This is a genomic window from Motilibacter peucedani (assembly GCF_003634695.1).
Classification (GTDB): domain Bacteria; phylum Actinomycetota; class Actinomycetes; order Motilibacterales; family Motilibacteraceae; genus Motilibacter; species Motilibacter peucedani.
On sequence record NZ_RBWV01000009.1, the window covers coordinates 96,086 to 109,430 of the forward strand.

The following is a 13,345-nucleotide window of genomic DNA, read 5'->3' on the forward strand; positions in this document are numbered from 1 at the left end:
GGGTCACACCCCCATCCTCCCCGATGCCCGGCCCATGCACTCGTGGGACCCTTCGCCTCGTGGTGCAGCCGGCCGGACGCGTACGCCGCCCCCTCGGCGCGCTCACCCGCGGCACCACCGCGCCCAACCGACTGCGCCGCGTCGACCGCTGGACGGCCGCGTCGTACGCGTCGCTGCTGCGCGCCGCTGCCGACCCGCTCGTCGTCGACCTCGGCTACGGCGCCTCGCCCGTCACCACGCTGGAGCTGGCGCACCGGCTGCGCGCGGTACGGCCCGACGTCGAGGTGGTCGGCGTCGAGATCGACCCCTCCCGCGTCGCGGCCGCCGCACCGTACGCGTCGCCCGGCGTCTCGTTCCGCCTCGGCGGGTTCGAGCTGCCGCTCGACGGCCGCTCACCGGTGCTGGTGCGTGCGCTCAACGTGCTGCGGCAGTACCCCGAGGCCGAGGCGCTGGCGCACTGGCGCACGCTGTGCGCCCGGCTCGCGCCCGGCGGGCGGCTGGTCGAGGGCACGTGCGACGAGCTCGGCCGGCGGGCGAGCTGGGTGGCGCTCGGGCCGGAGGGGCCGCGCACGCTCACCCTGGCCGCGCGGCTCGCCGGACTCGACCGGCCCGGCAGCCTCGCCGAGCGGCTGCCGAAGGCGCTGATCCACCGCAACGTGGGCGGTGAGCCGGTCCACGACCTGCTCACCGCCTTCGACGCGGCGTGGGACGCCGCGGCACCGTACGCGGCCTACGGCGCCCGGCAGCGGTGGGCGCGGGCGGCGGCGACGCTGCACGAGCGCGGCTGGCCGGTGCTCGACCGTCCCGCGCGCTGGCGGCTGGGCGAGCTGACCGTGGCGTGGTCGGCGGTGGCGCCGCGCGAGGGCTAGTCGCGGCGGGTGGCGGCGTCGAGCGCGACGCGGAACGCTTCGTACGCGTCGTGGCCGAACAGCACGAAGCGCACCTCGCGCATGACGACGGGGCTGCCGAGCACCGCGCGCACGGCGACCTCCGCCGCGGCGGCGAGCGGCCAGCCGTAGACCCCGGCGCTGATCGCCGGGAACGCGACCGTCTGGGCGCCGAGCTCGGCCGACACCCGCAGCGAGCTGGTGTAGGCGCTGCGCAGCACCGGGCTGCGGTCGATGCTGCTCGACCACACCGGTCCGACGGTGTGCACGACCCAGCGCGCCTGCAGCTGGCCGGCCGTCGTCGCGACCGCCTGGCCGGCCGGCAGCCCGTCGGGCAGCGTGGTCGCCCGCAGGTGCTGGCACTCGCGCAGGATGTCCGGCCCGCCGCGCCGGTGGATCGCGCCGTCGACCCCGCCGCCGCCGAGCAGCCCGGAGTTGGCGGCGTTGACGATGACGTCGACGCGCTGCTCGGTGATGTCGCCCCGGATCAGGCGGACCGGGCTCACCACGGGCCGTAGGGCCCCTGACGGCCGCCGCCGCGCCCGCGCATCTGCTCGAGGGCCGGCTTGGCGTCGACGAGGTAGACCGCCGAGGCGACCAGCGCCGCGAGCGGCAGGAGGTTGACGGGGCTGAGCACGGGGTTGCTGAGCACCGCCTTGATCGGACAGGCGAGCAGCACGAGCAGCAGGCCGAGCCCGAGGATCAGCAGCCAGATGCGCTTGGTCAGCTTGCCCGCGGCGACGTAGGCCGCGGCGCGGTGGCGCACGGCGTCGACGACCGCGGCCACGACCAGGCCGATCTCGACCAGCCACACCAGCGCCAGCAGCCAGGAGGTGCTCAGCACGCGCTCAGCCCCGCCCGAGCAGGTCCTCGACGTGCGCGACGCCCTCCTTGTAGCGGCGCCCGATCTCCGCCGTGCAGGCGTCGACCACCGTCTGGACGTCGCGGCGCGAGTGCGAGACCTCGTCCTCGAAGGCGCGCAGGCGCGAGACGGCCGAGGCGATCTCGTCGTCGGAGAGCGCGCCGAGGTCGGAGAAGCCGACCTCGGCGGCCAGCTGCTCGACGCGGCGGCGGGTCTCGCCGATGCGCGAGGGGTCGACGTGCGGGAGCCGGGCGTGGCTCTGGTCGGCGCGGGGGCCGGAGTCGGCCAGGGTGCGCGCGAGGCGGGCGACGAAGTCCTCCTCGCTGCCCTCGTCGATGGGCTCGCCACCGGTCGCGCGGCGGGTCTGCTCGGCGCGCAGGATGTCGAGGCGGCCCTGCAGCAGGCGCCGCACGTAGGAGAGGTCGGACTCCTCCTGCTCGGCCTCGCGGCGCAGGGTGCGCACCTCGTCGAGGTCGCGCTCCGCGAGGTTCTCGAGGTAGCCCGAGGACAGCACGCGGTCGATGCGGCGGCGGCCCCCGTCGAGCGGGCCGGCGACCGGCGCTGACGGGTCCGGCGACGAGGGGTCGGTGGGCTCGGTCATCGTGCTCGGGGGCTCCTCGCTCGGGCTCTGCAGGGTCTCCCCCGCATCCTGCCACCCGCGAGCCTCATCATGGGACCCGTGCGGGCGGTGGTGCAGCGGGCGAGCAGCGCCCACGTGGTGGTCGACGGGGCCGTGGTCGGCGCGCTGCCGCGCCCCGGGCTGGTGGTGCTGGTCGGCGTCACGCACGGCGACAACGCCGGTGTCGCGGCCGCACTGGCCCGGCGGGTGCACGGCCTGCGCATCCTCGAGGGCGAGCGCAGCTGCGCCGACCTCGACGCCCCGCTGCTGGTCGTCAGCCAGTTCACCCTCTACGCCGACACCCGCAAGGGTCGGCGCCCGAGCTGGTCCGCCGCCGCGCCCGGCGCCGTCGCCGAGCCGCTGGTCGAGGCGTTCGTCGCCGAGCTGCGCGAGCGCGGAGCGCACGTCGAGACCGGGGTGTTCGGCGCCGACATGGCCCTCACCCTCACCAACGACGGCCCCGTGACGATCCTGCTCGACAGCGCCGGCTGACGACGTCGTGGTCCCTGGTGGTCGCCCCAGGGCGACCACGCCCCACGGTGTCGTGGGCTAGTAGGCGCCGGAGCCGCGCACGACCGCCGCGAGGGTCTTCCAGAGGATGAGCATGTCGGCGGTCATCGACCAGTTCTCGACGTAGTACAGGTCGAGGCGGACGGTGTCCTCCCACGAGAGGTCCGAGCGCCCGCTGACCTGCCACAGCCCGGTCATCCCCGGCTTCACCAGCAGCCGGCGCCGGGCGTCGAACGCGTAGTTGGCCACCTCGCTGGGCAGCGGCGGCCGCGGCCCGACCAGGCTCATCTCGCCGCGCAGCACGTTGAGCAGCTGCGGCAGCTCGTCGAGGGAGTAGCGCCTGATGACGCGCCCGACCGGCGTCACCCGCGGGTCGGCGCGGATCTTGAACAGCACGCCGTCGTGCTCGTTGAGCTGAGCCAGCCGGCTCACCATGTGCTCGGCGTCGGCGACCATCGAGCGGAACTTGTAGAGGGTGAAGCTGCGGCCGTCGCGCCCCACGCGCACCTGCCGGAAGAGCACCGGGCCCGCGCTGGTCAGCCGCACCGCCAGCGCGATGCCGACGATGAGCGGCGAGAGCACGAGCACCAGCGCCAGCGCGACCACCCGGTCGAAGACGCCCTTGGCGACGCGCATCGGGCCTTCGTACTGCGGCGGCTCGACGTGCAGCAGCGGCAGGCCGGCCACCGGGCGCACGTGCACGCGCGGGCCCGCCACGTCGGTGAGCGCGGGGGCGACGACCAGGTCGACACCCGTACCCTCCAGCGCCCAGCCGAGCCGACGCAGCGCGGCGGGCGTCAGGCCCACCGAGGGCGTGACGGCGACCGTGTCGACGCCGGTCGCGACGACGGCTTCCGGGATGGTCGTCAGCGAGCCGACCACGTGCAGCCCGTCGTCGACCTCGTCGTAGGCACCGCCCGGGACGCAGACCCCGACGACCTCGAAGCCGGCGTAGGCTTCGCGCGCCAGCTCGGCGGTGAGGTGCGCGACGTTGTCGCGGCTGCCCACGACCAGCACCCGGTGCGCCCAGCCGCCGCGTCGCCGGTGCCAGTGGAGCCACTTGCGCGCGACCCAGCGCTCGAGCACCAGGCCGACCGCCCCGACCGGGAAGGCGACGGCGACGAAGGGGCGCGCGAAGTCGGCCCGGCCGAGGAAGGCGAGGATCGCGAAGACGCCGAACAGTCGTACGGTCGCGGTGACGACCCGCTTGTACTCCTCCGGCCCGCTGCCGGCGATGCGCCGGTCGCGCGACATGTGCAGCGAGAGCGTGGTCATCCACGTCATGGCCAGGACGACGGCGAGGGCGAGGTAGGCGGTGTCGCGCTCCGGGCTCGCCGAGCGGCTCAGCGCCTCGCCGGAGACGTTCCAGCGGACGGCGACCGACGCGGTGACGGCGAGCAGGATGACGACCAGGTCGCACGCCCACAGCGTGGACTCGAGCCGGCGCATCCAGGGCGCGCGCCCCGCCGCGGCGACTGCGGCCGGCCGCCTGGGAGGCCGGCGCGACGGCGCCGCGAGTGAGACCTCGCGCTCGACCTCGAGCATCGCGCCACCTCTCGCCGCACCGCACCGACCGGAGCCGCAGCGCCCTCCCCGGCACCGCGCTGACCTGCAAGGCGGCTCAGGCTACTGCGGTCGGGCGCGGGTGCCCACCCCCCGCGGGGGTGGCGTGCTTCACCGCGCGACGCGCAGCCCCTGCTGGGCGGCGCGCCCCGCACCGCCCAGCGGGCCGGCCACGAGCAGCGGCGGCACCTCCTGCGCGGCGGACGCGTCGCCCACCGCGAGGACGGCGTCGTCGGGCACCCCGCGGCGCAGCAGCGCGAGCCCCACCGGGCCGAGGTCGGCGTGCTGCACGACGCTGCCGAGCCGGCCGACCTCGCGGCCCTCGAACGACACCTCGTCGCCCGGGCGCGGGTCGTCGCCGGCCGAGCCGTCCAGGTGCAGGATGCTGAGCCGCCGCGGGGGGCGCCCGAGGTTGTGGACCCGCGCGACGGTCTCCTGGCCGCGGTAGCAGCCCTTGTCGAGCGCGACCGCCGTCGCCAGCCAGCCCACCTCGTGGGGGATCGTGCGGTCGTCGGTGTCGAGGCCGAGGCGCGGCACGCCGGCGGCCACCCGCCGGGCTTCCGCCGCCCACATCCCCGCGGGCGGGCCCGCCGACGCCGCGAACGCGGCCAGCTCGTCGCGCGGCACCAGGACCTCGCGGCCGGGCAGCGGCGAGCCGGGGCCCGACACCCACGACAGGTGCGCCGGGTGCGGCTCGGCCTGCGGCTGCAGCACGAGCGCCCACTGCGCGGTGACGTCCTCGACCTCGACCTCGGTCCAGAAGCGCATGCGGAGCAGGTACGCGGTGAGAGCCGCCGCCGTGCCGACCCCGCCGACGCCGGTGCCGGGGAGCAGCCAGGTGGACGTGCCGTCGTCGACGACGTGGAGGGCGTGCTCGACGCGGCCGTTCGGGTCGAGCACGAGCGTCTCGGTCGAGGCGCCGGTCGGCAGGTGGCGCAGCTCCTGGCTGGTCAGGTCGTTGAGCCAGCCGAGCCGCGCGGGGCCGGTGACGCGTACGACGCCGCTGTGCGACAGGTCGACGAACCCCTCGCCAGCCTCGAGCCGGCGCTGCTCGCCGAGGGGGTCGCCGTAGTGCCAGGCGACGCCGGCGTCCGGGCCCTCGGCGGGCACCGCGCCGGGCAGGTCGAGAAGGGGCGAGCCGGTCACGGGGTGCCTCCAGGGGCAGCGGCGGCCTCGGCGCAGCGGGCGCAGCGGCCGTAGATCGCGAAGTGGCGGACGTCGGTCTGGAAGCCGCTCGAGCTCGACACCTTCGCGACGAGGTCGTCGGCGACCGAGACGTCGGCCTCGCTGACGCTGCCGCAGTCGCGGCAGACCAGGTGCAGGTGGTCGTCCTCGTGCGCGGGGTGGTAGGTCGGCGAGCCGTGCCCGAGGTGGGTGTGGGAGACCAGGCCGAGCTCCTCGAGCAGCTCGAGCGTGCGGTAGACGGTCGAGAGGTTGACCCCGCTGGCGGTGCGCTGCACCTCCGCGTGCACCTCGTCGGGGGTGGCGTGGCCGAGCGCGGTGACGGCCTCGAGCACCAGCTGGCGCTGCGGGGTCAGGCGGTAGCCCCGGGCCCGGAGCATCGTCTGCCAGTCGGTCACGGCGCCACCTCCCGAGGCACGGCTAGGCCCGCGGCGCGACGTCGGGCAGGTCGAACCGGCTCGGGCGCTCGCCCGCCGGCTGGGGGTCGTCGAGCTGCTGCTCGGCCGAGACCCGGCGCAGCCGCGCGGAGGCGTAGGGCGACATCGGCTGCTCGAGCGCGGCCTTGTCGTAGGCGTAGAGCAGGTCCCCCTGCACCAGGCCGTAGAGCCGGTGGCCGGCCTTGTGCTCGTCGGCGGTGAGGGTGTGGGTGACGACGTCGGTGCGCAGCTCGATGCGCGCGGTGGTGATCTCGCCGACGTAGACCTCGACCACGCCGCCGGGCTGCACGATCAGGGCCTCGACCTCGTTGCCCATCACCGGGCGCCAGTAGCCGGTCTCAGCGGTGATCACCGCGCCCGGGACGCCCTCGGCGTCGAGCGCCCACAGGGTGCTGGAGTAGGTGAGGTAGTCGGCGCCGTGGTGGCCGAAGACCACCTGCTGGCCGAACTGCTGCTCCTGCATGGTCGGGTAGCCGATCACGCCGGCGCCCTGCCACGTGCCGACCAGCCACGCCAGCGGCACCAGCGCGGGCGGGAGGTCGGCGGGCAGCTCGAACACGGGACTAGGCCTGCGCCTTGAACAGGCGGTAGACCACGTAGACGGCGAACCAGGTGATCAGCAGGGCGGCGACGGTCAGCAGGCCCGTGTAGAAGTACTCCAGCACGCCCGCGAGTCTACTGTGCTGGGCATGGTCGAGCCCTCCCGGACGCTGGTCGTCAAGCTCACGGCCGGGGCCGACGCGCCCGAGCGCTGCTCCCAGGCCTTCACGGTCGCGGCGACGGCGGTGGCCGCCGGGGTGCCGGTCTCGCTCTGGCTCACCGGCGAGTCGGCGTGGTACGCACTGCCCGGCCGGGCCGCGGAGTTCGAGCTCCCGCACGCGGCGCCGCTCGAGGACCTGCTCGCGGCGGTGCTCGGGGGCGGCACCGTGACGCTCTGCACCCAGTGCGCCGCGCGGCGCGGCATCGGCGCGCAGGACGTGCTCGACGGCGTACGCATCGCCGGCGCAGCCGCGTTCGTCGAGGAGGCGCTCGCCCCCGGAGCCCAGGCGCTCGTCTACTGACGCGGCGCGTCACCCCCCCGGACCGTTGGCACGATGTGCCTCCTTGCCGATCAGATTGGCAAGAAGGCACATCGTGCCAACGCGGGCAGGGGGTGGGGCGGCGCCTCAGACCGAGACGTCGACCCGCGCGACCTCGCCGACGGCCGCGACGACGCTGCGGTCGACGGGCTGGGCCTTCGGCGCGAGCGTGCGCACGGTCCAGGTGCCGGGCGCGGCGTAGAAGCGGAACTGCCCGGTCGCCGAGGTGGGCACCTCGGCGGTGAACTCACCGGTCGAGTCGAGCAGCCGCACGTAGGCACCCGCCACCGGGTCCTCGCCCCTGGTGACGAAGCCGGCGATGACCGCCTCCTTGGAGAGGTCCACGCCGGTCAGGTCGAGGTCCTGGTTCGGTGCACCGCACATCGGGCTCAGGCCCCCGTCTCGACGGGGACGCCGACCAGCGAGCCGTACTCGGTCCACGAGCCGTCGTAGTTCTTCACGTTCGGCTGGCCGAGCAGCTCGTGCAGCACGAACCACGTGTGGGCCGAGCGCTCGCCGATGCGGCAGTAGGCGATGGTGTCCTTGGTGTCGAACTCGACGCCGGCGTCGCCGTAGATCGAGCGCAGCTCGTCGTCGGAGCGGAACGTGCCGTCGTCGTTGGCCGACTTCGACCACGGGATGTTCTTGGCGCTCGGGATGTGGCCGCGCACCTGGGCCTGCTCCTGCGGCAGGTGGGCCGGAGCGGCGATCTTGCCCGAGAACTCGTCGGGGCTGCGCACGTCGACGAGGTTCTTGGTGCCGATGGCGGCGACGACCTCGTCGCGGAACGCGCGGATCGAGGTGTCGGGCTCGGTCGCGGTGTAGGTCGTGGCCGGGCGCTCGGCGACCTCGCTGACGAGCTCGCGCGCGTCGAGCTCCCACTTCTTGCGGCCGCCGTCGAGCAGGCGGACGTCGCGGTGGCCGTAGAGCTTGAAGTACCAGTAGGCGTAGGCGGCGAACCAGTTGTTGTTGCCGCCGTAGAGCACGACCGTGTCGTCGTTGGAGATGCCCTTGGCCGACAGCAGCGCCTCGAAGCCCGCCTTGTCGACGAAGTCGCGGCGCACCGGGTCCTGGAGGTCCTTCTTCCAGTCGATGCGCACGGCGCCCGTGATGTGGTTCAGGTCGTAGGCGCTGGTGTCCTCGTCGACCTCGACCAGGACGACGTTGCTGTCGCCGAGGTGGGCCTCGACCCAGTCGGCGTCGACGAGCGCTGTCTCGCGGCTCATGGCTGCTCTCTTCTCACGTGGATGGGTGCTGGGCTTGGCAGGTGGCGGGGCGTACGGGTGCGGGCCGGCTGCTGCTGCAGGGGCGGGCCCACGAGGGTGCGGTGCGGCTCGCACGGACGCCGCGAGGTCGGGCGCGACGGGGCGGTCAGCGGCGACAGAGGGAGGCGGCGACGCGGCACAGGTCGACCGTGCGTCGTGACACGAGAGTCCCCACCATGGCCCGCATCGTAGTGCGGCGCTCCGCGGCGCGAGAGCGCGGGTCCACGATCCGAGACGCCGCTCAGCGCTCCAGCCGGGCGTCGCGCCCGGTGAAGTCGACGAGCAGCCCGCCGGCCACCGGGCTCACCGCGCTCACCCGCAGGCCCGCCGGCAGACCTTCGATGGCGTACGTCGTGGCCAGCTGCCTGCGCACCGACGAGAGCAGCGCCGCGCCGGCCGCGGCGCCGTCGACCGTCACCGCGGTCGGCGTGACGACCAGGCGCGAGCCCGAGACGCGTACGGTGCCCTCCCCCGAGACGGTCACCCGGCGGCCCAACGCGGTGAGCGTGCGGGTGAGCCGCACGCGGCTGCCGTCGGTCGAGAGCGAGCCGGCGGGCTGGCCGGTGCGCTGCTCGACCTCGCTGTAGGGGACGGTCAGGTGGCCCTGCACGCGGTCGACGTCGGCCGCGCGCGACCCGTCGGGACGCACCCCCCACATCTCGACCACCACGTCGTTGCCGACGAGGCCGTCGCGCCGGATCGCCCGCGCGGTGACCTCGACGTGGGAGAAGTCGCGGTGCACCAGCTGGGTGAGGAACGGGAACCCGCGCAGGTGCACGTGCGGCGCCCGCGCGCCCTCGTCCTTCAGGCTGGACTCGACGGCGCGGCCGACCACCCACGTGGCGCTGCGGTCGACCGCGAGCGTGAGCAGGGCGAGCGCGACGAGGGCGGCGACCACGGGCACGAGCAGGGCGCCCAGGCAGCTGCGACGCACGAGGCCCATCAGCGACGGGCCGTTCGGGGAGCGGGCACGGGGTCAGCCTCCCGCGAACGGGGGCAGCACCTCGACGACGGCCCCCTCCTGGAGGGGTCGCGGGTCGTCCTTGTCGGTGCGCACGCCGTCGACCAGCACGCTCGCGGCGCCCAGGACGCGCGCCAGCTCGGCGCCGTGCGTACGCCGCGCCGCCTCGAGCGCCTCGGCCACCGAGCGCGCCTCGACGGAGTCCTCGGCGCGGCCCGCGGCCGCCTTGGCCGCCGCCCAGTAGCGCACGGTGACCGTCGGCCTGCTCAGCCCTGGCACGGGACCCCCACCGCGGTCGAGATCCAGCCCGAGATGCGCTCGAGCAGCTGCGGAGGAGCGGCGTTCTCGGCGTGGGCGTAGCCCTGCTCGACCCACAGCTCGACCGGCTCGCCGGCGGCGTCGGCGAGGTCGTGGGCGTGGTCGAGCGGGAAGTAGGGGTCGGAGTCGCCGTGCACGACGAGCAGGGGGACCGGCGCGATGGCCCCCACGACGGCGCGCGGCTCCGGGCACCAGGTCTCGGGGTGGCGCACGTCCCAGTGACGACGGGCCACGCGGGTGCCGTAGAACCGCTCGAGCACGGCCGGCCCGAGCGGCCAGCCGAGGGCGCGGTGCAGCCGCTTGGTCGGCTTGGTGCCGCGGTAGTACCACCGGCTGGGCGCGCTGACCGCGGCGACCGCGTCGACGTCGCGGAACGTACCGGCGTGGCGCACGACGACCGCGCCGCCGAGCGAGAAGCCCAGCGTCGCGACCCGCGCGTAGCCCGCCTGGCGCGCCCACTGCACCGCCGCCTCGACGTCGTGGACCTCGAGGTCGCCGATGGTGGAGGCGCCCCCGGACTCACCGTGGCCGCGCAGGTCGAGCGTCACGACGCCGGCCCGCCGGCGCAGCACGTCGACGACGCGGCGGACGGCGTCAGAGGTGCCCCGGTGGGTGAAGCCGTGGGCGACGACGACGGCCAGCTCGGTCGACCACGAGGACGCCGGCTCGTGCGTGGCCGCGATGTCGACGCCGTCGCTGGTCCGTAGCCGCATCGCGTGCCCGTCCGGGCGTGGGTGCTGCCTCGCGGTCTCCATCCCACTATCCTGCCCGCACGACCCGCCGACATCGACGCAACGGTGCACGATCCACGCGCGGCCCTGCTGCGAGAGGAAGGGCCCCATGGCCAGTGTCCTGCTGCTGACCAACGCGCTGCAGCCCTCTGCCGAGGTGCTGCCCGCACTCGGTCTGCTGCTGCACTCGGTCAGAGTCGCGCCCGCGGAGGCCTCCGCCCTGCTCGACGTGCCGCCGGTCGACATCGTGCTGCTCGACGCCCGGCGCGACCTCCCGCACGCCCGGGCGACCTGCCGGCTGCTGCGCACCACCGGGCTGTCCTCGCCGCTGCTGCTGGTGGTCACCGAGGGCGGGCTCGCCGCCGTGACGGCCGACTGGGGCATGGACGACGTGGTGCTCGAGTCGGCCGGCCCGGCCGAGGTCGAGGCGCGGCTCCGGCTGGCGGCGGGCCGGGCGGGCGCGCCCGCCGAGAGCGAGCTGCCGAGCGAGATCCGCAGCGGCGAGCTCTCGATCGACGAGGCGACCTACGTCGCCAAGGTCCGCAACCGGGTGCTCGACCTGACCTTCAAGGAGTTCGAGCTGCTCAAGTTCCTCGCCCAGCACCCCGGTCGGGTCTTCACCCGGGCCCAGCTGCTGCAGGAGGTGTGGGGCTACGACTACTTCGGCGGCACCCGCACCGTCGACGTCCACGTGCGCCGGCTGCGGGCGAAGCTGGGCGCCGACCACGAAGCGCTGATCGGCACCGTGCGCAACGTCGGCTACCGCTTCGTGACGCCCGACAAGCACGACAAGGCCGCTGCCGAGGCTCCTGCCCCGGTCTGAGCCGGGCCGCCGCCGGGCGGCGGTGATAACGATTGCGCCAACCTCGCGGCGCGCCCTTCCACGCACCGCCGCGCGGGCGTAGGTTCTCCGCTGCAGTGCGATGTAAGCGCTTGCACCCATGCCGCGGCCCGGCCGCGCCAGACGTCTCAGAGAGGCGAAGCTCTATGGCAGTGCACGCACGACCAGCAGCACCTCGCGCGGGGGGCCGCAGCCGACGGCCCTACCTCCGCGCCCTCGTCGGGGCGGCGGCCCTCGTCGCCGCCGCCGGTGCGGCGACCGCCCCCGGGGTGGCCTCCGCGGCACCGGCCGCTCCCGACCTCGGCCCGAACGTGCTGGTCTTCGACCCCTCGATGTCGACCGCCCAGATCCAGGCGAAGGTCGACGCGGTGGCGGCCCAGCAGGTCGACAACGAGATGGGCAGCGAGCGCTACGCGCTGCTGTTCAGGCCGGGCACCTACGGCAGCGTCCAGCACCCGCTGGCGTTCCAGGTGGGCTACTACACCGAGGTCGCCGGCCTCGGGGCGTCCCCGAAGGACGTCACCATCAACGGCAGCGTGAACGTCTACAACCGCTGCCTGCCGACCACCGACGGCTCGAGCAACTGCATCGCGCTCGACAACTTCTGGCGCTCGCTGTCCAACATGACGATCAACGTCGCCGGCGGCACGGACTGCCGCACGGCGACCGAGTTCTGGGCCGTCTCGCAGGCGGCCCCCATGCGCAAGGTCAACGTCGTGGGCAACACGACCCTGATGGACTACTGCACCGCCGGCCCGCAGTACGCCAGCGGCGGGTTCATCGCCGACTCCGCCTTCAGCGGCGGCATCGTCAACGGCAGCCAGCAGCAGTTCCTCACCCGCAACAGCACCCTGGGCGGCGCGTGGTCCAACGGCGTGTGGAACCAGGTCTTCGCCGGGACCGTCGGCGCACCGGCGACCGACTTCGGCTCGGCCGGGCACACCTACACCACGCTCGACAAGACCCCCGTCTCGCGCGAGAAGCCCTACCTCTACGTCGACCCGGCCGGCGCCTGGAAGGTCTTCGTGCCCTCGGTCAAGACCGGCAGCCGCGGCACGTCGTGGCAGTCGGGTGCCCAGGCCGGCCGCTCGTTCGCGCTCAGCTCGTTCTACGTCGCGAAGCCCGGTGACCGCATCGCCACCATCAACGCGGCGCTCGACAAGGGCAAGAACCTGCTCTTCACCCCGGGCGTCTACGACGTCGACCGCAGCATCAAGGTGACGCGCAAGAACACGGTCGTGCTGGGGCTCGGCATCGCCACGCTGACCGCGACGCACGGCTCGGTGCCGCTGCGCGTGTCCGACGTGGCCGGGGTCGACGTGGCCGGCCTGACCATCGACGCGGGCGCGCAGAACTCGGCCGCCCTCATGGAGGTCGGCAGCGGCCACCGCGACGGCAGCCGGCCGACCAAGGCCAACCCGATCGGCGTGCAGGACGTGTTCTTCCGCGTCGGCGGGCCGCACGTCGGCAAGGCGACGACCAGCCTGGTGGTCAAGAGCGACCACACGGTCCTCGACGACCTCTGGGTGTGGCGCGCCGACCACGGCCAGGGCGTGGGCTGGACGGTCAACACGGCCGACACCGGCGTCATCGTCTCGGGCGACGACGTGACCGCGACCGGCCTGTTCGTCGAGCACTTCCAGAAGTACAACGTGCAGTGGAACGGCAACGGCGGCAAGACGGTGTTCTTCCAGAACGAGATGCCCTACGACAGCCCGGACCAGGCCTCCTGGTCGCACGGCGACGTCAACGGCTACGCCGCCTACCGGGTCGCGCCCTACGTCAAGACCCACGAGGCGTGGGGGCTGGGCAGCTACATCTACACCAACGTGAACCCCGGCCTGCACGCCACCAACGCCTTCGAGGTCCCCGACCGCAAGGGCATCACGATGCACGACCTGCTCACGGTCTCGCTCAACAAGGCCGGCACGATCGACTCCGTCATCAACGGCGTGGGCGGCACGGTGACCCCGGACGTCCAGGGCCCCGCGTTCGTCACGCAGTACCCCATGCCCTGACCCCTCCCGGGAGCATGGCCGAGGGGCCGGAGCGCGCTGCGCTCCGGCCCCTCGGGCTGTGACGGGGCGCGC

General features: G+C 74.4%; 17 protein-coding genes. 5 read left to right on the top strand and 12 right to left on the bottom strand.

Annotated elements, in window-relative coordinates; all coding sequences use genetic code 11:
- The first annotated feature begins 59 nt into the window (after positions 1–59).
- Positions 60–869, top strand: coding sequence for a methyltransferase domain-containing protein (locus tag CLV35_RS01945; protein ID WP_231121330.1), 810 nt, complete (start codon positions 60–62; stop codon positions 867–869).
- Here the strand turns inward: CLV35_RS01945 and CLV35_RS01950 are convergent.
- From CLV35_RS01950 to CLV35_RS01960, 3 genes are read right to left on the bottom strand one after another with little or no spacing between them, the layout of a single operon-like run.
- Complete coding sequence (locus tag CLV35_RS01950; RefSeq protein WP_121192272.1) at positions 866–1,393, bottom strand: O-acetyl-ADP-ribose deacetylase; 528 nt, start codon at positions 1,391–1,393, stop codon at positions 866–868. The genes CLV35_RS01945 and CLV35_RS01950 overlap by 4 nt on opposite strands.
- Positions 1,390–1,731, bottom strand: coding sequence for a DUF2516 family protein (locus CLV35_RS01955; protein ID WP_231121334.1), 342 nt, complete (start codon positions 1,729–1,731; stop codon positions 1,390–1,392). Before CLV35_RS01955 ends, CLV35_RS01950 begins: the two co-directional genes overlap by 4 nt.
- Before the next feature lie 4 nt (positions 1,732–1,735).
- Positions 1,736–2,350: an RsiG family protein gene (locus CLV35_RS01960; protein ID WP_231121336.1), complete on the bottom strand. Its 615-nt coding sequence runs from the start codon at positions 2,348–2,350 to the stop codon at positions 1,736–1,738.
- Positions 2,351–2,428: 78 nt separating this feature from the next.
- Between CLV35_RS01960 and dtd the strand changes: the two genes are divergently transcribed.
- Positions 2,429–2,860, top strand: coding sequence for a D-aminoacyl-tRNA deacylase (gene dtd, locus CLV35_RS01965; protein WP_121192278.1), 432 nt, complete (start codon positions 2,429–2,431; stop codon positions 2,858–2,860).
- A gap of 57 nt (positions 2,861–2,917) precedes the next feature.
- On the opposite strand, the gene CLV35_RS01970 is transcribed toward dtd, so the two are convergent.
- The 4 genes from CLV35_RS01970 to CLV35_RS01985 form a co-directional block, all read right to left on the bottom strand.
- On the bottom strand, positions 2,918–4,423 hold the full coding sequence (locus CLV35_RS01970) for a sugar transferase (RefSeq protein ID WP_231121348.1): 1,506 nt from the start codon (positions 4,421–4,423) through the stop codon (positions 2,918–2,920).
- Between the two features lie 129 nt (positions 4,424–4,552).
- The gene (gene ygfZ, locus CLV35_RS01975) at positions 4,553–5,587 is read right to left on the bottom strand and encodes a CAF17-like 4Fe-4S cluster assembly/insertion protein YgfZ (protein WP_121191742.1); all 1,035 of its coding nucleotides are present in this window, start codon (positions 5,585–5,587) and stop codon (positions 4,553–4,555) included.
- On the bottom strand, positions 5,584–6,003 hold the full coding sequence (locus tag CLV35_RS01980) for a Fur family transcriptional regulator (protein WP_121192282.1): 420 nt from the start codon (positions 6,001–6,003) through the stop codon (positions 5,584–5,586). The genes ygfZ and CLV35_RS01980 overlap by 4 nt, the downstream gene beginning before the upstream one ends.
- Positions 6,004–6,043: 40 nt before the next feature.
- Positions 6,044–6,619, bottom strand: coding sequence for an FABP family protein (locus CLV35_RS01985; RefSeq protein WP_231121353.1), 576 nt, complete (start codon positions 6,617–6,619; stop codon positions 6,044–6,046).
- 130 nt (positions 6,620–6,749) lie between these two features.
- Between CLV35_RS01985 and CLV35_RS01990 the strand changes: the two genes are divergently transcribed.
- A complete protein-coding gene (locus tag CLV35_RS01990; protein ID WP_121192286.1) occupies positions 6,750–7,121 on the top strand; it encodes a DsrE family protein in 372 nt (123 codons plus the stop codon).
- A 105-nt stretch (positions 7,122–7,226) separates the two neighbouring features.
- Here the strand turns inward: CLV35_RS01990 and CLV35_RS01995 are convergent, their stop codons facing one another.
- The 5 genes from CLV35_RS01995 to CLV35_RS02015 all read right to left on the bottom strand — a co-directional run bounded on the left by CLV35_RS01995 (position 7,227) and on the right by CLV35_RS02015 (position 10,396).
- On the bottom strand, positions 7,227–7,523 hold the full coding sequence (locus CLV35_RS01995) for a DUF1416 domain-containing protein (protein ID WP_121191743.1): 297 nt from the start codon (positions 7,521–7,523) through the stop codon (positions 7,227–7,229).
- Positions 7,524–7,528: 5 nt separating this feature from the next.
- Positions 7,529–8,365: a sulfurtransferase gene (locus tag CLV35_RS02000; RefSeq protein WP_121191744.1), complete on the bottom strand. Its 837-nt coding sequence runs from the start codon at positions 8,363–8,365 to the stop codon at positions 7,529–7,531.
- A gap of 280 nt (positions 8,366–8,645) precedes the next feature.
- A complete protein-coding gene (locus CLV35_RS02005) occupies positions 8,646–9,338 on the bottom strand; it encodes an LmeA family phospholipid-binding protein (RefSeq protein ID WP_183061612.1) in 693 nt (230 codons plus the stop codon).
- Between the two features lie 42 nt (positions 9,339–9,380).
- A complete protein-coding gene (locus CLV35_RS02010; protein ID WP_231121355.1) occupies positions 9,381–9,644 on the bottom strand; it encodes a MoaD/ThiS family protein in 264 nt (87 codons plus the stop codon).
- Positions 9,632–10,396 (bottom strand): alpha/beta hydrolase, encoded by a 765-nt coding sequence (locus CLV35_RS02015; protein ID WP_121192289.1) that lies wholly within the window; start codon positions 10,394–10,396, stop codon positions 9,632–9,634. The genes CLV35_RS02010 and CLV35_RS02015 overlap by 13 nt, the downstream gene beginning before the upstream one ends.
- Before the next feature lie 127 nt (positions 10,397–10,523).
- Here CLV35_RS02015 and CLV35_RS02020 point away from each other — a divergent pair, with 127 nt between their 5' ends.
- Positions 10,524–11,237 (top strand): winged helix-turn-helix transcriptional regulator, encoded by a 714-nt coding sequence (locus CLV35_RS02020; RefSeq protein ID WP_121191746.1) that lies wholly within the window; start codon positions 10,524–10,526, stop codon positions 11,235–11,237.
- 164 nt (positions 11,238–11,401) lie between these two features.
- The gene (locus CLV35_RS02025; protein WP_231121357.1) at positions 11,402–13,273 is read left to right on the top strand and encodes a glycoside hydrolase family 55 protein; all 1,872 of its coding nucleotides are present in this window, start codon (positions 11,402–11,404) and stop codon (positions 13,271–13,273) included.
- The last annotated feature ends 72 nt before the right edge of the window (positions 13,274–13,345 follow it).

Bases quoted from the DNA above. Each gene is read 5' to 3' on its own strand.
- CLV35_RS02000 (WP_121191744.1), bottom strand. From the start codon at position 8,365: ATGAGCCGCGAGACAGCGCTCGTCGACGCCGACTGGGTCGAGGCCCAC.
- CLV35_RS01980 (WP_121192282.1), bottom strand. From the start codon at position 6,003: ATGCTCCGGGCCCGGGGCTACCGCCTGACCCCGCAGCGCCAGCTGGTG.
- CLV35_RS01990 (WP_121192286.1), top strand. From the start codon at position 6,750: ATGGTCGAGCCCTCCCGGACGCTGGTCGTCAAGCTCACGGCCGGGGCC.
- CLV35_RS01970 (WP_231121348.1), bottom strand. From the start codon at position 4,423: ATGCTCGAGGTCGAGCGCGAGGTCTCACTCGCGGCGCCGTCGCGCCGG.
- CLV35_RS02015 (WP_121192289.1), bottom strand. From the start codon at position 10,396: ATGCGGCTACGGACCAGCGACGGCGTCGACATCGCGGCCACGCACGAG.
- CLV35_RS01995 (WP_121191743.1), bottom strand. From the start codon at position 7,523: ATGTGCGGTGCACCGAACCAGGACCTCGACCTGACCGGCGTGGACCTC.
- CLV35_RS01960 (WP_231121336.1), bottom strand. From the start codon at position 2,350: ATGACCGAGCCCACCGACCCCTCGTCGCCGGACCCGTCAGCGCCGGTC.
- CLV35_RS02020 (WP_121191746.1), top strand. From the start codon at position 10,524: ATGGCCAGTGTCCTGCTGCTGACCAACGCGCTGCAGCCCTCTGCCGAG.
- CLV35_RS02025 (WP_231121357.1), top strand. From the start codon at position 11,402: ATGGCAGTGCACGCACGACCAGCAGCACCTCGCGCGGGGGGCCGCAGC.